The 20697-nt window shown below is 61.3% G+C and carries 20 protein-coding genes and 1 tRNA gene; 16 read left to right on the top strand and 5 right to left on the bottom strand.

Annotated features, from left to right (window positions below; genetic code table 11):
• Positions 1 to 17: 17 nt before the first annotated feature.
• The 7 genes from XM53_RS20785 to XM53_RS20755 all read left to right on the top strand — a co-directional run bounded on the left by XM53_RS20785 (position 18) and on the right by XM53_RS20755 (position 7876).
• The gene (locus XM53_RS20785) at positions 18 to 1442 is read left to right on the top strand and encodes a cryptochrome/photolyase family protein (protein ID WP_057796744.1); all 1425 of its coding nucleotides are present in this window, start codon (positions 18 to 20) and stop codon (positions 1440 to 1442) included.
• Between the two features lie 131 nt (positions 1443 to 1573).
• Positions 1574 to 2740 carry an SAM-dependent methyltransferase gene (locus tag XM53_RS20780; RefSeq protein ID WP_057796743.1) on the top strand — a complete coding sequence of 389 codons (1167 nt, stop codon included), beginning with the start codon at positions 1574 to 1576 and terminating at the stop codon, positions 2738 to 2740.
• Positions 2731 to 3189 carry a TrgA family protein gene (locus XM53_RS20775; RefSeq protein ID WP_201455459.1) on the top strand — a complete coding sequence of 153 codons (459 nt, stop codon included), beginning with the start codon at positions 2731 to 2733 and terminating at the stop codon, positions 3187 to 3189. The genes XM53_RS20780 and XM53_RS20775 overlap by 10 nt, the downstream gene beginning before the upstream one ends.
• Positions 3190 to 3235: 46 nt before the next feature.
• Positions 3236 to 4144 (top strand): NUDIX domain-containing protein, encoded by a 909-nt coding sequence (locus XM53_RS20770; RefSeq protein ID WP_236544589.1) that lies wholly within the window; start codon positions 3236 to 3238, stop codon positions 4142 to 4144.
• A 57-nt stretch (positions 4145 to 4201) separates the two neighbouring features.
• Positions 4202 to 5233, top strand: coding sequence for a cysteine synthase A (locus XM53_RS20765; protein WP_057796722.1), 1032 nt, complete (start codon positions 4202 to 4204; stop codon positions 5231 to 5233).
• Complete coding sequence (locus XM53_RS20760; protein ID WP_057796721.1) at positions 5230 to 7728, top strand: DUF3772 domain-containing protein; 2499 nt, start codon at positions 5230 to 5232, stop codon at positions 7726 to 7728. Before XM53_RS20765 ends, XM53_RS20760 begins: the two co-directional genes overlap by 4 nt.
• Before the next feature lie 58 nt (positions 7729 to 7786).
• Positions 7787 to 7876: transfer RNA gene (locus XM53_RS20755), tRNA-Ser, on the top strand.
• A 526-nt stretch (positions 7877 to 8402) separates the two neighbouring features.
• Here XM53_RS20755 and XM53_RS23270 read toward each other — a convergent pair.
• Positions 8403 to 8540: a hypothetical protein gene (locus tag XM53_RS23270; RefSeq protein ID WP_236544591.1), complete on the bottom strand. Its 138-nt coding sequence runs from the start codon at positions 8538 to 8540 to the stop codon at positions 8403 to 8405.
• Complete coding sequence (locus tag XM53_RS23825) at positions 8507 to 8653, bottom strand: carboxymuconolactone decarboxylase family protein (protein WP_236544588.1); 147 nt, start codon at positions 8651 to 8653, stop codon at positions 8507 to 8509. Before XM53_RS23825 ends, XM53_RS23270 begins: the two co-directional genes overlap by 34 nt.
• On the opposite strand from XM53_RS23825, the gene XM53_RS23820 reads away from it, so the two are divergent.
• The 3 genes from XM53_RS23820 to XM53_RS20740 all read left to right on the top strand — a co-directional run bounded on the left by XM53_RS23820 (position 8618) and on the right by XM53_RS20740 (position 10001).
• Positions 8618 to 8836 (top strand): cyclophilin-like fold protein, encoded by a 219-nt coding sequence (locus XM53_RS23820; RefSeq protein ID WP_236544587.1) that lies wholly within the window; start codon positions 8618 to 8620, stop codon positions 8834 to 8836. The genes XM53_RS23825 and XM53_RS23820 overlap by 36 nt on opposite strands.
• Before the next feature lie 88 nt (positions 8837 to 8924).
• The gene (locus XM53_RS20745; RefSeq protein WP_057796719.1) at positions 8925 to 9527 is read left to right on the top strand and encodes an SDR family NAD(P)-dependent oxidoreductase; all 603 of its coding nucleotides are present in this window, start codon (positions 8925 to 8927) and stop codon (positions 9525 to 9527) included.
• Positions 9528 to 9701: 174 nt separating this feature from the next.
• A complete protein-coding gene (locus XM53_RS20740) occupies positions 9702 to 10001 on the top strand; it encodes a hypothetical protein (RefSeq protein ID WP_057796718.1) in 300 nt (99 codons plus the stop codon).
• Positions 10002 to 10353: 352 nt separating this feature from the next.
• Here the strand turns inward: XM53_RS20740 and XM53_RS20735 are convergent, their stop codons facing one another.
• The gene (locus XM53_RS20735; protein WP_057796717.1) at positions 10354 to 11745 is read right to left on the bottom strand and encodes an HTTM domain-containing protein; all 1392 of its coding nucleotides are present in this window, start codon (positions 11743 to 11745) and stop codon (positions 10354 to 10356) included.
• A 94-nt stretch (positions 11746 to 11839) separates the two neighbouring features.
• Here XM53_RS20735 and XM53_RS20730 point away from each other — a divergent pair, with 94 nt between their 5' ends.
• Both XM53_RS20730 and XM53_RS20725 read left to right on the top strand, forming a co-directional pair.
• Positions 11840 to 12244, top strand: coding sequence for a thiol-disulfide oxidoreductase DCC family protein (locus XM53_RS20730; RefSeq protein WP_057796716.1), 405 nt, complete (start codon positions 11840 to 11842; stop codon positions 12242 to 12244).
• Between the two features lie 66 nt (positions 12245 to 12310).
• Positions 12311 to 12601, top strand: coding sequence for a hypothetical protein (locus XM53_RS20725; RefSeq protein ID WP_144435638.1), 291 nt, complete (start codon positions 12311 to 12313; stop codon positions 12599 to 12601).
• Positions 12602 to 12703: 102 nt separating this feature from the next.
• Here XM53_RS20725 and XM53_RS20720 read toward each other — a convergent pair whose 3' ends face one another.
• Both XM53_RS20720 and XM53_RS20715 read right to left on the bottom strand, forming a co-directional pair.
• Positions 12704 to 13462: an anti-sigma factor family protein gene (locus tag XM53_RS20720; protein WP_057796714.1), complete on the bottom strand. Its 759-nt coding sequence runs from the start codon at positions 13460 to 13462 to the stop codon at positions 12704 to 12706.
• A gap of 39 nt (positions 13463 to 13501) precedes the next feature.
• A complete protein-coding gene (locus XM53_RS20715) occupies positions 13502 to 14092 on the bottom strand; it encodes an RNA polymerase sigma factor (RefSeq protein WP_328586699.1) in 591 nt (196 codons plus the stop codon).
• Between XM53_RS20715 and XM53_RS20710 the strand changes: the two genes are divergently transcribed.
• The 4 genes from XM53_RS20710 to XM53_RS20695 form a co-directional block, all read left to right on the top strand.
• Complete coding sequence (locus tag XM53_RS20710) at positions 14091 to 15407, top strand: S8 family serine peptidase (RefSeq protein ID WP_057796712.1); 1317 nt, start codon at positions 14091 to 14093, stop codon at positions 15405 to 15407. The genes XM53_RS20715 and XM53_RS20710 overlap by 2 nt on opposite strands.
• 442 nt (positions 15408 to 15849) lie before the next feature.
• Entirely contained in the window at positions 15850 to 16773 is a 924-nt protein-coding gene (locus XM53_RS20705) for an efflux RND transporter periplasmic adaptor subunit (RefSeq protein ID WP_057796711.1), read from the top strand.
• Entirely contained in the window at positions 16770 to 19853 is a 3084-nt protein-coding gene (locus XM53_RS20700; RefSeq protein ID WP_057796710.1) for an efflux RND transporter permease subunit, read from the top strand. Before XM53_RS20705 ends, XM53_RS20700 begins: the two co-directional genes overlap by 4 nt.
• 236 nt (positions 19854 to 20089) lie before the next feature.
• Positions 20090 to 20697 (top strand): lytic murein transglycosylase (locus XM53_RS20695; RefSeq protein WP_144435639.1); only part of this gene is annotated, 608 nt, incomplete at its 3' end.

Raw genomic sequence — 20697 nt, 5'->3', positions numbered from 1 at the left:
CCGGGGGCGCAGAGCACATGACAGACACGACACCGACCATCCTGTGGCTGCGCCGCGACTTGCGTTTGTCGGACCATCCGGCCCTGACCGCCGCGGTTGAACGCGGTGGGCCGGTGATCCCGGTGTTCATCCGTGACAAACTGGTCGATGATCTTGGTGCCGCGCCGAAATGGCGGCTTGGCCTGTCGCTGGCCGACCTTGACAAAAGGTTGCGCGACAAGGGCAGCCGGATCGTGTTCCGTTCGGGCAAGCCGGCCGACATCTTGCTCGATCTTGCGCGCAAGACCGGGGCAGGGGCGGTGTACTGGTCCCGCGCTTATGACCCAGACGCGATCGAACGCGACAAGGCGGTGAAAGCGTCCCTGAAGGATGCCGATATCGAAGCCGAAAGCCATACCGGCCACCTGCTCTTCGAGCCGTGGACAGTCGAGACCAAGGCCGGCGGGTTCTACAAGGTCTATACGCCGATGTGGCGCGCCGTGCGCGACCGCGAGGTCGACGCGCCACTTTCGGCCCCGTCCAAAGTACCGCCGCCGGAAAGCTGGCCCGACAGCGACGCGCTGGAGGACTGGAAGTTGGGCGCGGCGATGGACCGGGGCGCCGAGGTGTGCCTGCCGCACCAGCGGGTGGGCGAGGAGGCGGCGCACGGGCGGCTGGGCTGGTTCACAGGCCATGCCATCGGCGAGTACAAGAACACCCGTGACTTCCCTGCCGAGGACGGCACCTCGGGCCTGTCCGAGAACCTGACCTATGGCGAGATTTCCCCGGCGCAATGCTGGCACGCGGGGCGGCGTGCCCTTCACGATGGCGGCGGCAAGAGTGCGGAGACATGGTTGCAAGAACTGGTCTGGCGCGAGTTTGCCTATCACCTGATCTATCACACGCCACGCATCAAGGACGGCAACTGGCGTGAGGAATGGGACGCTTTTCCCTGGAACGAGGACGAGCGGCGCGCCGAGGTCAAGGCCTGGAAACAGGGCCGCACCGGTGAGCCCTTTGTCGATGCGGCCATGCGCGAAATGTACGTGACCGGCAAGATGCACAATCGCGCCCGGATGATCGTTGCCAGCTACCTGACAAAGCACCTGATGACCCACTGGAAGGTGGGACAGGCCTGGTTCGACGATTGCCTGACCGACTGGGACGTGGCGTCGAACGCGATGGGCTGGCAATGGGCGGCGGGCAGCGGCCCGGATGCCACACCGTATTTCCGCGTCTTCAACCCCGAAACGCAACTGGACAAGTTCGACCCCGATGGTGCCTATCGCCGCCGCTGGATCGCCGAGGCGCAAAGCCGCCCCACCAAGACCGCGCTGAGCTATTTCGAGGCCATACCGCGCAGTTGGACCATGCAACCCGATGACGAGTACCCCGAGCGCGTGATCGGCCTTTCCGAAGGCCGGCAGCGCGCCCTGGATGCGTATGAAGCGAGACCGTTTTGAAAGTACTGAGAACACCTTTGGGCACCGCCCCGGACACTGCGCCGGATGGCCGCTCCAAGAAGCCGCGACCGACCGAAACCGTCCTGACCGATACAGAGGGACAGACAGGCCTACCGCGCTATTTCGCGCGGATGTTTGCGGTGGCCAGGACGCTGCAAAATGGACGGCTGGACATCGGACTGGACGATGGCCGGGTATTCCGCGCCGAAGGGGGCGCGCCGGGGCCGGTGGCGCGCATCGACATCCACAATGACGAACTGTTCTCGCGGATGCTGCGCGAAGGCTATCTTGGCTTTTGCGAAGCCTATCTGGATGAATGGTGGACCACACCGGACCTTCAGGCCTTCATGGACCTCGTCAACAGCGACAATGACGACATGTATAACGGCTATCCCGGGCAGAAGCTGGTCGAGTTTTACGAAAAGCTGCGCTTTTGGTTCCAGCGCAATACGCGCAAGCAGGCCCGCCGCAACATCAGCTATCATTACGACCTTGGCAACGATTTCTACCGGCTGTGGCTGGACGACACCATGACCTACTCCAGCGCCATCTTCGAGACCGGACAGGAAAGCCTTGAAGCGGCGCAGACGGCGAAATATGCCTCGATGATCGACCAGATGGGCGCAAAGCCTGGGGATCACGTGCTGGAGATCGGCTGTGGATGGGGCGGGTTCGCGGAATACGCGGCCGGCCAGCGCGGGCTGCGCGTCACCTGCCTGACCATCAGCGAGGAACAGTTCAAATTTGCCCAGGAGCGCATTGAGGACGCGGGGCTTTCCGAACTGGTGACCTTCAAGCTTCAGGATTACCGCGATGAGACGGGCCTTTACGACGGCATCGCCAGCATCGAGATGTTCGAGGCCGTTGGCGAGCGGTACTGGCCCGTCTACTTCGACACGGTGCATGACCGGCTCAAACCCGGCGCCCAGGCCACGCTTCAGATCATCACCGTGGGAGACGACCGGTTCGAGACTTATCGCAAGGATGTGGATTTCATCCAGAAATACATCTTCCCCGGAGGTATGCTGCCCAGCCCTACCGCCCTTCGCGCTCAGGTCGAAAAGGCCGGGCTTCTTTTTCGGCAATCCATCGAGTTCGGTGAAAGCTACAGCCAGACACTGCGCCGCTGGCATGACACGTTCAACGAAAAATGGGAGCAGATCGCCGAAATGGGCTTTGACGAACGCTTTCGCCGGATGTGGAATTTTTACCTGACCTCTTGTGCGGCGGCGTTTCATGCGGGTAACTGCGACGTGACACAGATCACAATCGCGAGGCCCGCAGAGGAATGCCCGTAACCGACAGTATGCCGACCACCGGACGCGGCGTGGCCGCGATCCTGATGGCGATCCTTGCCTGGTATGCCTCGGAAATGTTTCGCCCGCTGATGCCCGAGGGCACCGGCTTTGGCTGGTTCAACGAGGTGAATGTCGGCCTGGGCCTACTGATGGGCTGGGTCGTGACCGGTTCGCGGCTGAACTATGGTTACAGCAACGCCATTGGCGCGGGCCTGACCGGTGTGGGAGCGCTGGTGTTTTGGGCGCTTTTCCTGCAAAGCTTCAACGAGATGCTGCGCCAGGCCCTGGAAAACCGTTACGACGGACCGGTCGAGGGGATAATCGCGATTTTCGAGATCGGCATCGATTACCTGTTCACCATGTGGCATATCCCGCTGATCGTGCTGCTGGTCGGCGGCGGCATTGTGATCGGGCTGGTGTCGGAGTGGGTCGCGCGGCGCTGGCGCTGAGCCGATGCGGGTCGTTATCCTGAAGGGTCCGATCTGGACAGATACCTTGCTGAGACGTCTGTCGGCTGGCAAGGAAACCCAAGGGCATTTGACGGGTGCTGACGCCGATCGCGCGCTTTTCTTTGCCACGGTTGCGGGCATTTCATGCAACGAAACGGAAGAGGGGATGGTCTTGGGTGCCGGCGACGATGCTGACCCGCAGCTATACGAAAACGCCGCCGACGAGATCATGGGATATTACGGACGGGTGGGGGCAGAGGATCTTGAACCGCGTCGCCAGATGATCCTGTCGCGGGCCGCTGCGCGTGTGATCGCGTCGCGGCAGCAGGCGCCGACGCATCTGCGCAGCGCCATGCAGGCCGATGCGGTCGAAACCCTGTCGCAGGACACGCCGCACGAGGGGTTCTTTCTGACCCGCAGTTACCGCCTGCGCCATCCGCAGTTCAGTGGCGAGATGACCGAAGCGCTGACGCGGGAAGTGTTCGTCGCCACCGACGCCGCCCTCGTTTTGCCATACGATCCCGTACGGGATCGTGTGCTCTTGGTCGAGCAGTTCCGGATGGGCCCGTTCGGACGCGGCGACCCATACCCTTGGGTATTGGAGCCTGTGGCGGGACGTGTGGATGCCGGTGAAACCCCGGAAGAAACCGCGCGGCGCGAGTGCCGGGAAGAGGCCGATCTTGAGCTTGCCAAGCTCGAACATGTGTCATCGCATTACTGTTCGCCGGGCTGTTCGACAGAGATGTTCCACTGCTATGTCGGGCTGTGCGATCTTCCCGAAGGCGGGAAGAGTCACGGCGGACTGGAGGTCGAGCATGAAGACATTCGTCGCCATATCATTGATTTTGAAACGGCGATGGACATGACCCGTACCGGCGAAATCAACATCGGTCCGCTTTTCGCATTGCTGCTCTGGCTGGAACGGGAACGCCCGCGCCTGACCGCATCCGCTTGAGTTCACGGCGTTTCCGCCTTAATCAGATTCCGAATGCTGATTTAAGGAGCCTCAGCGATGCGGATCGCCAAGGATCTGGCCGACGCGGTCGGAAACACCCCCCTCATCAAACTGCGCAAGGCCAGCGAAGAGACCGGCTGTGACATCTATGGCAAGGCTGAATTCCTGAACCCGGGGCAGTCGGTCAAGGATCGCGCGGCGCTGTCGATCATCACCGACGCTGTGGCGCGTGGCGAATTGAAACCCGGCGGCACGATCGTCGAGGGGACGGCGGGCAACACGGGCATCGGGCTGGCGCTGGTGGGCGCGTCCATGGGGTTCAAGACGGTGATCGTGATCCCGGAAACGCAAAGCCAGGAAAAGAAGGATATGCTGACCCTTGCGGGTGCCGAGCTGGTGCAGGTTCCGGCCGCGCCCTACAGCAATCCCAACAATTTCGTGCGCTATTCCGAACGTCTGGCCAAGAAACTGGCCGAGACCGCCGAAAAGGGCGTGATCTGGGCAAACCAGTTCGACAACACCGCCAACCGCCAGGCCCATGTCGAGACGACCGGCCCCGAGATATGGGAGCAGACCGGCGGCAAGGTCGACGGGTTCATCTGCGCCTGCGGCTCGGGCGGCACTCTGGCCGGGGTGGCGATGGCGTTGCAATCCAAAGGCGTCAAGATGGGCATCGCCGACCCGATGGGCGCAAAGCTCTATTCCTACTACACGACCGGAGAGCTGGAGGCCGAAGGCAGTTCCATCGCCGAGGGCATCGGGCAGGCACGGATCACCGCGAACCTGGAAGGGTTCAGGCCCGATTTCGCCTATCAGATCCCGGACGAGGAGGCGTTGCCGATCGTGTTCGACCTGTTGGAGCACGAGGGCCTGTGCATGGGCGCCTCGACCGGGGTGAACATCGCCGGGGCCATCCGCATGGCGCGGGACATGGGGCCGGGGCACACTCTCGTGACCGTGCTTTGCGATTATGGCACGCGCTATCAGTCAAAGCTGTTCAACCCCGAGTTCCTGCGCGAGAAGAACCTGCCGACCCCCGATTGGCTGACCGAGGGACCGCGCAGCATTCCCGGGGTCTTCGTGGAATGACCCGAGTGCTGCGCTGCCTGATCGTTCTGGTCCTGATACTGGCCGGATGCGGGGCAGGGCTGACGACTGCACTGATCTCGACCACGTTGCCTGCGGCGGCACAATCGCAAGCTTCCGACGACTTGCCTGACTATGAGACCTGGACGCGTGTGGCACAGCGGGCGGACGAGGCCATCGAAACGGGCCGGGCCTCGACCAACGCACTGGAGGCATTGCGCAACGAGCTGGCCGGCTGGCGGCAGCAGTTCCTGGAGGCCCAGGACATCAATCGAAACGCTATAGGAACAGTACAGCGCCAGCTGGAAGCGATTGGCCCCGCGCCGGAAGAGGGCGAGACCGAACCCGCCGAGATCACGGCGGAACGCAATATGCTGCAAGACCGGCTCGCTCGCCTGCGGGAGCCGGTGCGCCAGGCCGAACTTTCCTTCACCCGTGCCGACGGGCTGATCCAGGGCATCGACACGATCATCCGTGAGCGACAGACCCGTGAGATCCTGGAGTTTGGCGCATCGCCGCTGAACCCGGTTCACTGGCCCGAAGGCTTTGCCGCGCTTGCCCGGACCGCGTCGACCCTGCGCTCGGAGGTCACGACCGCATGGGGCAACCCCGTCCAGCGCGACGAAACCCGGGGGAATATTCCGGCCTTGCTGGTCATGTCGGTGATCGGCCTCGTGCTGGTGGCACGGGGGCGCGCGTGGACGCACAAACTGACACGCAGGATCCTGGGCGAAGATCCCGGCGCGGCGCGATGGATCATCGGCTTCATCGTCTCCATGGGCAGCCTGCTGCTGCCGCTGTTCGGCGTGTACTTCCTGATCGAAGCGATCTCCAGCTCCGGCCTGGTCGGATTGCGCGGCAGCCAGATGCTGGATGTTCTCGGTCCGCTCGTCTTTACCTTCCTTCTTGCACGCTGGCTTGCCTCGCGCGTTTTCCCCGCTCAGGAAGCCCGCACTCTGCCGCTGAACCTGTCGAAAGAAAGCCGCCGAAAGGGACGTTTTTACGGGATGCTTCTTGGCGCGTTTGCGTCGGGGAGCGTTTTCATTCAGCAGGTCGGTGACATTTCGCAGTGGAGTCAGCCGGCCTCGGTGGTGATTCAGTTTCCGGTCATGGTCGTGTGCAGCCTTCTTCTGCTGCGTATCTCGCGGCTTTTGCGAGAGCATGTCCGGGCGGATGCGGAGGCCGAGGGTCAGGAAACCTATCGCTCGCGCATGACAGGCATCCTCGCTTTTCTTATGGCTGCGCTTTCCGTCGTCGTCCCGCTGCTGGGGGCGATCGGATACTTCCGGCTGGCGCAGGCACTGCTTTACCCGTCCCTGGGCTCGATCGAATTGCTTGCGATGCTGCTGGTGCTGCAACGGGTCGTGGTCGAGGTGTACGTTCTGGTGACCCGCAACCGCGCGGGCGCCGGTGAGTCGCTTATTCCCATCCTGGTGGGTGTGGTGCTTGTACTGATGTCGTTGCCGGTCTTCGCGCTTATCTGGGGCGCGCGGGTTGCGGACCTGACCGAGCTTTATGCCCGCGCCGCCGAAGGGTTCATGATCGGCGAGACGCGCATTTCGCCCATGATCTTTCTGACGCTCGCGTTTGTTTTTGTTCTGGGGTACACCGCGACGCGTCTGCTTCAGGGCGCGCTCAGGAACACCATCCTGCCGAAGACCAAGATTGACCCCGGCGGACGCAATGCGATCCTGTCCGGGGTCGGATATATCGGGATCTTCCTCGCCGCGATCATCGCCATCACCAGCGCGGGTATCGACCTTACCGCTCTGGGCTATGTCGCTGGCGCGCTTTCGGTCGGTATCGGTTTTGGTCTGCAAAACGTGGTGTCGAACTTTGTCAGCGGCATCATCCTGCTGGTCGAACGGCCCATTTCCGAAGGCGATTGGATCGAGGTGGGCGGCGTGCACGGCAACGTCAAGGACATCTCGGTACGCTCGACGATCATCCAGACCTTCGACCGGTCCGACGTAATCGTGCCCAATGCCGATCTCGTGTCGGGTCGGGTCACGAACTATACCCGCGGCAACACCGTTGGGCGCCTGATCGTGCCGGTGGGCGTGGCCTATGGCACGGACACGAAGATGGTCGAAGGCATCCTGCAGGAGATTGCCGAGGCGCATCCGCTTGTCCTGCTGAATCCGCCGCCGGCGGTGGTGTTCCGCGGCTTCGGGGCTGACGCGCTGGATTTCGAGATCCGTGCCATATTGCGCGACGTGAACTACGTGCTGTCCGTGCATTCGGAAATGAACCACGAAATTGCCAGCCGGTTCGCGGCAGCCGGGATCGAGATACCGTTCGCGCAGCGCGACATCTGGATTCGCAATGCCGAAGTCTTGGGCGGTGGTGCCGGCAAAGCCGGAACCGATGCCGCAGAAACGCCCGCCGCGATGCCCGCACCAGCCGCCAGCGTGCCGCGCCAGCGCGACGAACCACCAGACATGGACGGGGATGCGGACGGCGACGGCGGTGGCGGCGGGGCAGGCGATGGCCGCTGAGCGGCGCGTAAGAAAGCTCTTGAACTGGCATGATCGCTGGCGATAAAGAGGCCAGACCGGAGAGGTGGCCGAGTGGTCGAAGGCGCACGCCTGGAACGCGTGTAGGCGGGAAACCGTCTCCAGGGTTCGAATCCCTGTCTCTCCGCCACTTGCCCCCGCGAAAGCGTTCTCCGGATCCGGCTGCGGCCGGATTTTCCCGTTATATTTGAGAGTTATGCAGGATGGGCCGAGCACCGACGCTTGGGCTAAGAAGCACGGAAGCGGTCTCTCAGGGCTGGTATTCTCCGGACCTCATGACTGCGCCGATTTGGTGAATAGCCTTTCAAGGCACTGATAATACTGGCGATTCCAAGAACGCCACCTGTTGCCTTGGATTTCGGTGTCGGTTGCCCAAAAGCGACTAGCGTCAAATTGTATCGGACTTTGGTTCAAGCCGGAACTTTGTGTGTTCTTCCCGGCAGGTTGGGCGGGGAGCGGACCTTCGCTGCATCAATGTTCAACGTCCGCTTTGGCGAAATCTTCAATCCAGTGTGTCGGTTGGAGCATTAATATTGCCGGACGTTCGTCTGATAGGGGAACCATGATAGCCGAGTAGGCAGGGTGTGAAACGCGAAACATTTTCAGACATGCCGCAACGGCTGATCTAGGTCACAGTCGGCGAGTTAATTCCAACCTCAAAGCCCAAGCGTCTTGACCACATGCGCGGGGCCCACGGGCCGGATGCGCGTCGGGTTCAGTGCCTTGATATAATAGTAGCCGCGCGTGATATGGTCCATGTTCACGGTCTCGCGCACGCCTTGGATATCCAGCATCCGGTGTAAAAGGCCAGATGCGTGATCGTCTCGGAAATCTCGGCCGCGGTGACGCCCGCGTCCAGCGCCAGCGCCACGTGATCGGACAAGGCGCCCGTGTCTTGCCGTGTCATCAGCGCGGCAAATGTGACAAGGCCGGTGACATCACGCTTTATGCGCCTTGGGGCGATCTGTCGATCTTCTACAAGCCATTCCAGCGCTCGCGTGGCCTTGTGCGGCTTGGCGCCTTTGACGGGCCGATCGACGTGCTTGTCCGCGACGGAGATTTTCCTGTCCGCATCGAGCTGGCGGACTAGGCCACCCTGAACCTCAACCCACCCACATCGGGCAGGGCTTTCACAGCCTGTCCGCCCCAAACCTGCATCCAAAACGAAAGGACACATCATGACCGACAACATCACAGGCAAAGTCATCGTCATCACCGGCGCCTCCTCGGGCATGGGCGAGCCCACGGCCCGCGACCTGGCCACCAAAGGCGCGAAACTTGCCCTTGGCGCGCGCCGCAAGGACCGGCTCGACAGCATCGTCAAAGACATCAACGACGCGCGCGGCGAGGCCGTCGCGATGGAAACCGACGTGACCAAGCTCGACGATGTGCGGGCGCTCGTCACCAAGGCCAAGGACACGTTCGGCCGCGTCGACGTCATCGTCAACAACGCGGGTCTCATGCCGCTCTCGCCCCTCGAAAGCCTGCGGATCGACGAGTGGGACCAGATGATCGACGTGAACATGAAGGGCACACTTTACGGCATTGCCGCCGTGCTGCCGATCTTCAAAGAGCAGAAATCTGGCCAGGTCATCAACGTGTCCTCGGTCTATGGCCATGTCACCGTGGCGTCCGGCGCGGTCTATTGCGCCACGAAGCACGCCGTGACGACACTCCGAGGCATCGCGGAGGCGCTGAATGACCGCAGGATCATGACCCGACGGGGAGGCCGATGGCATGTCTCGAACGTGCGCGGGTTGTTGGTGCGGCTGGCACGTTGAATGGTCGCCGCCAGAGTACGAGCACTCAAGCCGGTCAAAGCGATCGGCACTTATCGCATCTTATTCTCAGCGCGCCACAGTTCCACTAACGACCGCCATGCAAAGCCTGACTGCGACTGCGAAAGGGACCGGGGCGCAAATATGTGCTATGTTCGTTTTGCGGAGGAAGGTCAAATGAGCTTTGTTTCCATCACGACATGGCGAATGGTAGGTGAGTTGGAGAACCTCGCGCATGTGAAGCAATTGATGGTGCGAAAATACTTTCCTGGGCTCATTTCTCTGGGTGCAGAGCGCTCAATGCTCGTCGACACGGAATTGGACCGTTTTGCCATTGTAACGGTATACCCCAACCGGGAAGTTCGCGATAAAGCGCTCGCAAGTATCTCGGCTCTCAGAGGCGAAGGTGAAGAGGAATTTGGAGCGGAGCTTATGGATGCTTACGCAGGAGAGATGGTGGCCTCATCTGAAGGCTGAAAAGGCTTCTCGAACTGCTCCCCAGGAATACACGTCGGGGGATGCCAAACCGAACGGCAGAATTGTCCAGGGTCGGTCGCTACATGAGGGTTCATCAACTATCTCGGCTTCACTCAGCGCCTGATAAAAAGCCGGCATAACGCGGACCCAGTCACCGACGGTGGTCTAAGGCGGCTGGAAGGTGCATGTACCCGAATGCCCCGCCTGGGCCTCATGCACCTTGCGGCAAACGACTGAAGTGAGCCCAACATGATGAATGGTGCGATCGGAGCAAATGGTTGCTATTGAAAACAACTATCACCAGGTCCGATGTGGTTTTTGAAATTGGGTGCCGCTGCCTGAGACGAAACTCTTAACGCATTCTGTTCTCCCCGGCGCCCTGGATCGGATCCAGCAGCGGCATGACCCACGTATCTTTAGCAAATGACGAAAGCTCCGCGTTAGCGATGTCTACTTCGGGATCAACAAACAGCTGCGGGCTGCGACCATTCAGCGACTTTTCGATCTCCGCATACACGCTCACGTCTCGATACCCAACTGTTCGCCAGGTATCTGCAAGGTGGTTGGCGAATTGGTGCACCATATCGCTGCGCACAAGCATCTTCGATGCTTGGCGCGGGGTCAGGTAGTCGGTCGGAACGACGGTCCACTCCTGACCGTCGGCCTCGACAATGAAAGCGCCTTCGGCTGAACGGTCATAGATCCGCATACGCCAAGAGAAACGGTGGCCGTCTCCACTCCACCGGACTTCGCTGTCGAAAGCGGCGGCCCGGAGCGGCAGCGCGATCTGAAGCGCTATCCATGCAGCTAAGCCAATCAAAGCGACCCTGGGAATTTTCGTTGCAGAGCCCGGCATCGGGGCCGCGCGCGCATCGGATGTCCGGAGGGTCGTGATTATCCGGCCCGGCCAATCGGGTGCGAAGAATATCGTCGTTGCCGCGATGGTCACCCATGGAAAGATACCGATATTGAAGAAAATGGCGTTCAGGCTGTGGAACACGCAGTAGATCGCGGACACCGTGATCCTCGTTCTGCGCCAGAGCAGCAGCGGAGCGCCAAGGACATGCAGCCCAATGGTACTCCAGGCACCTGCGATGATGATCCAGTCGTAGTGAAACAGAAATCCAAAGGCAAAGTCGTCGGCTTGCGCACGAAGCCAGAGCCCCAGAGGTTCGCCCGCCAGCCAATCCGGCGTCAATTTCACCAGGCCTGCAAATATGAGCATGATTTCCATCTGCATCCTCAGGATGAAAACTGCCGCGTAGGGAATGTGAGGTGCCCGAATAGATGGACGGAGCCAGGCATCAAGCGACAGCGTGCGATGCGCGGGCAGAAAGCACATCAGGATCAGGAACAGAATGACCAGATAGAAGTGGTTGAGGTACTCCGCCTTGTCGAGCAGGAAGAAGTAGCTGAACGTGACCGTCAGCACCACGATCGAGACCCGGTAGAAAAGCCCGATCATGACGAAGAACGCCGAGAGGCCGACCAGCAGCCACGCCAGTTGTATCCACGGTTCGGGCAAGGGCGCGACCCATCCGAAGCCGGGATAGGTGAAATGGAATTCGGGCGCGACCCAATAGCGCCAGATCCTGTCGTACCGGATAAAGCGCCAGCAGTCCCACATCAGCAGCGCCCCGAGTGCGATCCTGAAAACAGCGACAGAAAGCCCAGACACCGGGGTCGACAAAGCCATCGTTGCCCGGGCGAGCAATTTTGATGGTGGGGTTGCGCGGATCGTCATACCTTTGCTCCGGATTTATATTATCTTGTTCGGGAATTACGCGCGTCGTGACACGTTATTCCCAAAGAATTGACGGACAGCGGGAAATAGCAGGATGCACAACGGACTCACGATAATCTACGACGGTCATTGTCCGTTCTGTTCCTCTTACGTATCGGTTCTGAACCTGCGACGTTCGGTGGGACGCGTCGATCTTGTCGATGCCCGTTCGGAAGACCCTCGTCTGGCTGATGCGCTCTTGAATGAGTTTGACCTTGACGACGGCATGGTGGCGATATGGGAGGGGCGGTATTTTCATGGTCGCGATGCCGTTCATCTGCTGGCCAAATTGGCGGCCCCCACGGGGTTCTGGAACGACTTGCAACGTCGTGCCTTTGCCTCGCCACGTCGTGCCGCCGCCATCTATCCTTGCCTCGCCGCAGGGCGGCGCCTTTTTCTACGCCTTGCAGGCCGTCCATTGATTGCCGACAGCACGAAATCTTCAAACCGCGGGGAATAGGGGCCGCCTGCATCCGTAATCCCTTCTGAGCCTCGATAATGGGGCGTCACTGGAAAGGAGAATATGATGCAAAGGTTCAATACATTTCTGGCGGCCGGACTGTCCCTCGCAACCATCACAGCGGCGCCGGCACCCTCGCAGGCGGACGAGGCCGGCGCCGTGCTTCGGTTGCTCAACGGGCTCATCGCGGACGGCTACACCTCGCGTCGCGGCGACTACCGCGGCCGCTACTGGAACGACGACGATGACGACGGATACCGGCGCGGACGCAATGACGACGATGACGACGGGTATCGCGCACGTCGCTGGAACGACGACGATGACGACGGCGGCCGGTACGATGACGATGACGACTGAAGCGCGCTGAAACCGGCCGCAATCGAGCAGGAGCCGCGCCGCTCAAAGTTGCCGGCGCGGCTTCGTTTTTGGCAGCTTTGCGGGCCGGGTCAGTTCCCGGATTTATCTTGCTACTTCGCGCAACGCGGCCGCTTCGTCATCGGAGGAGAGCGGTGCGCCCGCGCCGATCGAGCCAAGGTAGATGTCCAGCATTTCGAGCGAGGAGGCCGGCGCATATCCACCATCCGGAGCCACGTCCTCGATCAGCGCTAAGCGTTGTTGCCAGCCTGTATCCGACCGGCAGGCGACAGACACCATCCGACCCAGTTCCGGTGCCTGAAGCTCGAACTCACGACAAAGCTCGCCATCGGAATTCATGAAGGACGCGATGGCCTGAAATTCGCCGCCATCGACATCCTGCGTTCGCCCGGATGCCAGCGTGTCCAGCGCACCGGCGATTTCTGGCGTCGGAAATGCGGGACCGCGCAGCCCGTCGGCGCCATCCCGGTTCTGTGCGACGAAAAAGCCGCCTGCCAATCCTGCAGCCAGTGCAATGCTAGCGGCGATCGTGGTGGGCCGAAAATTCGAACCCCGTTCCCACGATTGTCGGAATGCCGTGACCTTGCTGCTGTCAGGCGCCTCCGCCCTGGCAGAGCGGAGGGTTTCGCGAACCTTCGCCTCCAGTTGGGGTGGGAGCGGATCCGATGCTCGTGCACGGGCAGCCTCCTTCAAAAGGTCCCGTGTCTTGCCAAAGCTTGCAATCCGCTCGGCGATCCGGGGATCGGCGCGGGCGGCGGCCTCGACCTCTTTTGCCACTGGCGCGTCCAGTTCGCCATCGGCATAGGCCATCAGGGTCTCGTCGCTCCAGTCCTGGTGTTTCATCACATGGCTCCTTCCCTCGCTCTGACTACGCGCGTGCCCTCAGCTTATTCCCAGTTTTTCCGCCAAGGCGACACGGCCGCGTGAAAGGCGGCTCATGACAGTTCCTTTCGGGATTCCCAGAACCTCGGCGGCTTCGGCATAGGAAAGTTCCTCGAAGCAGACCAGCAAAATGACCTCACGTTGGTCGTCGGGCAGCGCTGCCAGCGCTTCCTCGGTCTCGCGCAGCATCAGGCGGGCCTCATTGACGCGAGTGCCGTCGACGGTCGCCGCCTCGGGCGAGACGGTGACATCGATCTCGGTTCCGCGCGTTGCGCGCCGCCGTGACTGGTCGATCCAGGCGTTGCGTAGAATGCGGAAGAGCCAAGGCTCGAGACGCATGTCGGGATCGTATTGGTCCCGGTGCGCCACGGCGCGTTCGACTGCGGTCTGCACCAGGTCATCGGCAATGTCCGCGCGGCGGCAAAGCGATAGCGCGAAGCGTCTCAGCGCTGGCAGAGCCGCGATAAGGTGCTCTTCGAAACTGTCCTCCATGAGGTGTCCGTATTTCCCGCTGCCGGTTTTTTGAGGAATAATGTTTTGTGCCGAACGTAGTCTTTCCAATAGCATCTCGCCACAGAGGAATGAAAGCATGCCCCGTCCGACGACCATTCTGACCCTGGCTCTTTTTGTCGGTGTCTTCTGCACTGTCGTGCCCATGGTGACATCTGAAGCGGGTCAGCACGCCGCTTGGGCGGATGACGATGACGACGACGATGGCAATAGTTATGACGACGATGACGACGATGACGACGGGGCACGTCAACGTCGTGCCGCGACAACAGTTCCGCGCCCGCCGGCACCGCCGCCGCCGGGCTTTGCGGCCAACGAGATCGTCGCTTTGGCGTTGACCGAAGGCGACTTGGCGACGTTGACGGCCCAAGGCTTCAGCGTGATCGAGGAGGTTGAAGTTCCCGGCATTGCAGTCACGTCCCGGCGGCTGGGAATTCCAGGCAACATCTCTCTGTCCGAAGCTCGGGACACCGTGCGCGCCCTCGCATCTGGGCAGGAGGCGGACTTCAACCATTACTACCGCTCGGAAGAGGGGTTTCCGGAGGAGTGCAGCGGCGCCGAATGCCCGGCGCGGCGCGCTATCGGCTGGCCCCGAATGCCCGACCGAGAAACAGCCTGCGCCCGGACGGTCACGATCGGGATGATCGATACCGGGATCAACGAACAGCACGAAACCTTCGCCAGCGCCCGCCTAGATGTGATCCGGCTGGCACGATCTGACCTCGACCCGTCCCGCGCCGTGCATGGAACGGCGGTTGCAGCCCTTCTGGTCGGCGATCCGATGACCCGCTCACCGGGGCTGGTGCCGGGATCTCAGCTGATCGCGGTCGACGCTTTCCACAGGGTCGGCTCCGACGAGCGCTCCGATGCCTTCACATTGATCGAGGCGCTTGGCCTCTTGTCGGAGGCCCAGGTCGACATCCTCAATCTGAGCCTAGCGGGCCCGCCAAATACGGTGCTCGAGGAGCTGATTGATCGCCTTGTATTCGACTTTGATATCGTCATCGTCTCCGCTGTGGGCAATCTTGGGCCAAACGCCCAGCCCGCCTATCCTGCTGCATACGATCCGGTTGTCGCCGTGACCGCGGTTGACCGTGACGGTGCCGTCTATCGCAGAGCCGTACAGGGCACGCATGTCGACCTCGCCGCGCCCGGTGTGAATGTCTGGACCGCCGCATCGGTCAGCGGTGCGAGATGGAAGACCGGCACGTCCTTTGCCGTCCCCTTCGTGACAGCCGCCGCTGCCATCTTGCGCGAGTTGCGTCCCGAGCTAACTGCCCGCGAAATTGAAGCGGAGCTGCGACAGCGTGCTCAGGATAGGGGCGAACCAGGCCCGGATTCGGTTTTCGGCGCGGGACTGCTCAGCATCGAGGGTCTGTGCGAAAATCAAAGCTGACGCCGGTACCACGTGAATATGTCATCGCGCAGGGCTGCACCCGAACCAAAGGTTATGAGCGCCCATATTGTGCGCCCTGCAGAACGCAGTAGCCAGGCGTTGCGCTCTGCACGAAGAGCCACCGCGTCCTGGATCACAATCGAACACATTCCAGTAATTCTTCCCGTGCCTACCAGCCTCTGCGGTATGCCGGGAACGTGACCTGTGCAATATTGAGGCTAACTTAAGGTCAAGTTCTTTGGGTCCGGGACATCCAACGCATATGATATCTCTATGGAAGCAGATCGCCATTTGCGCGGCCATTATCGTCGGTGCCGCACTTCTGTGGCAACAGCGCTCAGATCTGGCCCGGCTGTGGGCCGGCACCGCCGCGCCGGCAATATCTGAGACGAACGACCAGACACGCGCAACAGGCACTCCGGTCATTGTCGCCGCCGCTCACATGGTCCGCGACGACCGTTCGCTTTCAGTCATCGGCACCGGGTTCGCGCTCCGCTCGATAACGTTGCGCGCGCCCTCCGACGGCGAGATCGTGGAGTTCAATATCGGTCCCGGACAAGAGTTTTCCGAGGGTGACATCCTGATGCAGCTCGAAGATACCGATGAGCGTTTTGCGGTCTCATTGGCTCAGGCACGCTACGACCGGGCCCGCGACGAACGCGACAGATATCGCCGCCTGCAGGACAGCGGGGTGACCGCGGCCGCGCGTCTCGAAGAGGTGCTGACCGACTACAAGGTGGCTGAGATCGAATTGGACCAGGCGCGCGAAGACCTCGACAACAGAACGTTGCGGGCGCCCTTTGATGGCATCACCGGCCTGGCCACCGTCGAGATCGGCGACAGAGTTACGGCGGACGGGCCGGTGGCAAGCTTCGACGACCGAAGCAAGATTCTGATCGAGTTCGATCTGCCCGAGGCGCTGCTGGGGCGCGTGACGATCGGGCTGAACGTCACTGCAACGACCCCTTCAGTGGAGGGACGCGATTTCGATGGCACGATCAATGCGATCGACAGCCGCGTCGATGCCACCAGCCGTACCGCACGGGTGCGCGCCGCCATCGAAAACGAAAGTGACCTGCTGCGTCCCGGAGCCTCTTTCACGCTACGGCTCGACCTGCCCGGCGAAAGCTTCCCGGCCGTCCCAGAGTTGGCCCTGCAGTTTTCCGACGGCGCACTGCACGTTTGGCGCGTGACCAACCAGTTGGCCGAGCAGGTGTCGGTGCGCCTCGTGCGGCGACGCGCAGGGCAGGTGATCGTCGAAGGACCGCTGGAAGAGGGAGACCTTGTTGTAGTCGAAGGCACGCAGCGTCTGCGCGAGGGATCGGCCGTTCATGTGCTCAACACACCCGCCGAGCCGCGCTCATGAGATTCCCGGGACAAGGCATCAGCGATCTCAGCGTCCGCCGCCCGTACCTTGCCGCAGTCTTCAGCTTCCTGATTGTTCTTGCCGGGATCGGTGCCCTTTGGGGTGTCGAGATACGAGAACTGCCCGACATCGACAGGCCCATCGTGTCTGTGCGCGCTAACTATCCGGGCGCGTCGCCCACCACGGTGGACGCCGAAGTGGCATCGGTCGTCGAGGGCGCCGTGGCACGGGTCGCGGGCGTCAGGTCGGTGCGGACTTCCTCGGAAGAGGGCAACTTCAGGATGCGGGTTGAATTCAATCCGGACAGGGATCTGGCCAACGCCTCCAACGATGTGCGAGAAGCGGTCTCGCGGGTGGAAACGCGGCTGCCCGATGGCGTCGAGGACCTGTTCGTCGTAAAGTCCGAGCAGGATGCCGACCCAATCATAGACATCGCCGTCTGGAGCAATACCCGCTCCATCGACGAATTGACTCGTCTCGTGGACGACTCCGTGGCGACCGAGTTTACCGCTGTGGATGGCGTGGCAGAGGTGGTGCTATTTGGTGCGAGGGACCGTGTGCTGCGCGTCGAAGTGCGCCCTGACAGACTGGCCGCCTTCGAGATGTCTATCGGCGAGGTGGCGGAGGTTTTACGTGCGGCGCAGTTTGACGTGCCTGTAGGCAGCTTCGGCTCTGGTGCTCTGGAGGTGTTGGTTCGAGCCGACGCGACTGTCTCGAGCCCCGAACGGATCGAAGATTTGATCCTGCGAGACACTGTTAGACTTGGTGATGTCGCATCCGTCTTCTTTGGCCTCGCGAAACCGGATAGCGTCGCGCGACTCGATGGACGCATGGTGGTCAATCTCGGGATTGTGCGCCAAGCACAATCCAACACTGTCAGTATCTCCAATCAGGTCAGAGAGGCGGTGGAGCGTCTCGAACTGCGCTTTCCCGACCTCGGGTTTCAAGTCACAACCGACGACGCAGTGTTTATCAAGGGCTCCATTGCCGAAGTCATCAAGACTCTGGTACTATCCCTTCTCATCGTCGTCGTGGTGATGTGGCTCTTTTTCGGTCGGCTGACAGCAACTCTTATTCCGGCGATCGCGATCCCTATCGCCCTTGTCGGATCGGTCGCAGGGATCTGGGTGATGGGCTTTTCCATCAACCTTATCACGCTGCTGGCACTGGTTCTGGCCACGGGCCTTGTCGTAGACGATGCCATTGTGGTGACTGAAAACATCCAGCGTCGCAGGCAGGACGGTATGGGCCCCAAGGCCGCTGCCGTGATCGGTTCGGGTCAGGTGTTCTTCGCCGTGATAGCCACGACCATAACACTGATCGCGGTGTTCGTGCCGATCTCGTTTCTTCCAGGCGAAGCGGGCCGGCTCTTTACCGAATTCGGCTTCGTTCTGGCCTTCACAGTGATCATCTCGTCTTTCGTAGCGTTAACCATGTGCCCGATGCTTGCCTCGCTGGGCGACCCTCTGGGCCGGGGCGACAGCATATTACAGGGGCCGGGCCACTGGCTCGCCAAGACCTACACCGCACTTGTGCGCCCGATGATCCACGCGCCGCTCGTGACAATCGTGGGCGCCACGGTGATCGCCGGTGGCGCAGCCCTGGTCTACGACGATCTTGGCGAGGAACTGGTCCCGCCCGAGGATCGAGGGCTGGTTTCGGTCTGGATCCAGGGGCCGGATGGCACCGGTCTTGATTACACAGACCGGCAGGTTGTCCAGATCGAGGACATCCTGCAGCCATATGTCGACTCCGGCGTGGCGGAAAGCCTTTACTCGATCACCGGCCGCTACGATCTCAATCGAGGCGCCGTCGGGATGCGCCTCATTCCTTGGGAGCAGCGTGAGATCTCGCAAGCAGAGATCGAGGCCGAGATTGGCGACCAGCTCGAGATGATCGCCGGCGGGCAGACGCGCATCCGGAGCGGCAACAGTCTTGGTCTGCGGGGATCCTCCGGCGGGGGGCTTAGCATTGCACTCACAGGCCCGAACTATCCGGATATCGCAGCGGCGACCGATGCCTTCTCTCAGCAGCTTGCCTCGGTCAACGGTCTTTCGGGCATCAGAATTCAGTATCAGGCAACCCAGCCGCAACTCAGCATTGGGGTCGACCGGGCCCGCGCCTCTGACCTGCAGGTGCCGATGACGACCTTGTCGGCTACGCTTCGTGCCCTCGTCGACGAAGACGAGGTCGCCGAGCTCACGATCGACGACGAAGCCGTGCCTGTGCTTTTGCAGTCGGCCGCGGGTGCGGTGCGCGATCCTGTCGACCTCATGAGCCTCTACGTGCGCTCGGACCAGGATGAGCTTGTCCCCCTCAGCCAGATTGTGACGCTGAACGAAAACGGAGTAGCCGCCGAACTGGACCGCCATGCCCAGCGCCGCGCCATCGAGATTGACGCGTCGGTATCGCCGCAAGTCAGCCTGCGCGAGGTCATCGAAGACGTGCGCGCGCTGGCGCAAGAGACTTTGCCCGACGGTATTGGACTGATCTTCCTCGGCGAAGCGGCCGCCCTGGACGAGACATCTTCTGCCCTCCTGGCCACCTATATCATTGCCCTTCTGGTCGTCTTCCTGGTGTTGTTGGCTCAATTCGAGAGCCTGACCAGCGCGATTGTGGTCATGCTCACTGTCCCGTTCGGCGTCTGTGCGGCGATCTACGCGATGCTTCTTACCGGAACCACCATCAACATCTACAGTCAGATTGGTGTACTCGTGCTCATCGGAGTCATGGCCAAGAACGGCATTCTTTTGGTCGAGTTCGCCAATCAACTGCGCGATGAAGGAAGCTCGGTAATCGAGGCCGCACTCGGGGCAGCACAGGCAAGGCTGCGCGCCATTTCCATGACACTAATTTGCACCGTGATGGCCGGCCTACCACTCATCCTTGGCAGTGGCGCAGGGGCCGAGGCGCGCGAGGCCATCGGTTGGGTCATCGTCGGCGGCCTCGGAATGGCGGCTGTTTTCACGCTTTTCTTGACACCGGCGGCCTATGCGTTGATCAGCGGGCTGACATCGTCACGCGCATCCAGCGCCCAGGCTTTGCAGAAGGAATTGAGCGCGCTGCCGAAAGCCAACTGAATGAAGCCGCGTCGTCGCTGCAAACGGCTTCTGGGTTACTGTGACCTTTCGCGAAATGCATTTGTCACTCAAGCCGAGCCGGCAACCGTCGAATTCCGGTGCCGCACCCGCTACGAGATGCAATCTCCACATGGACCGAGGCTCCATCCTGCATTATGCATCAAGAAAGGCACTCGGTGTCGTAGTCTAGAATGGCCTGCTGAATAAGGACATCGCATCAAGAGATGAGCGGACGGATACAAATAACAAGACGCAGCTTCGGGCTTGGGGCGATTGCTTTGGGCCTATCCGCCTGTGGCGGTTCAGGGCCCGGCGCGGTCACATCTACAAGTTCTAGTGGTCTTCCGGCCGATCTCCGGCCCGTATCAAACGTAGCTTACGATGCCTGGGTTGCTTCCTTCCGCGAGCGTGCAGCGACGAAAGGCATTTCGCAAAGCACTCTCGCCACGGCTTTCCGTGATACCGGTTATCTACCGGGGGTTGTTACGCGGGACCGGAATCAGACCGAGTTCAAACGCAGTCTAGAAGACTACCTAGCAATTGCAGCCTCGGAAGAGCGCGTGCAAAAGGGCCGGGCCGCCTTTTCTCGCCATCGCGGAACGCTAATGGCGATTGGAGATCGCTATGGTGTGGATGCCTACATCATTACCGCTATCTGGGGCTTGGAAAGCTTTTACGGCGAAAGACGGGGGCAGGTGCCGGTGATATCGGCCACTTCGACATTGGCATTTGATGGCCGACGCGGGCAGTTCTTCGAACAGCAGCTCATCGCTGCACTACGCATTCTTCAGAATGGCGATATTCCTGCCGGCCGCATGACCGGTAGCTGGGCGGGGGCCATGGG

This window comes from Roseovarius atlanticus (assembly GCF_001441615.1).
Taxonomy (GTDB): domain Bacteria; phylum Pseudomonadota; class Alphaproteobacteria; order Rhodobacterales; family Rhodobacteraceae; genus Roseovarius; species Roseovarius atlanticus.
This window is presented reverse-complemented; position numbering and strand designations above follow the sequence as displayed.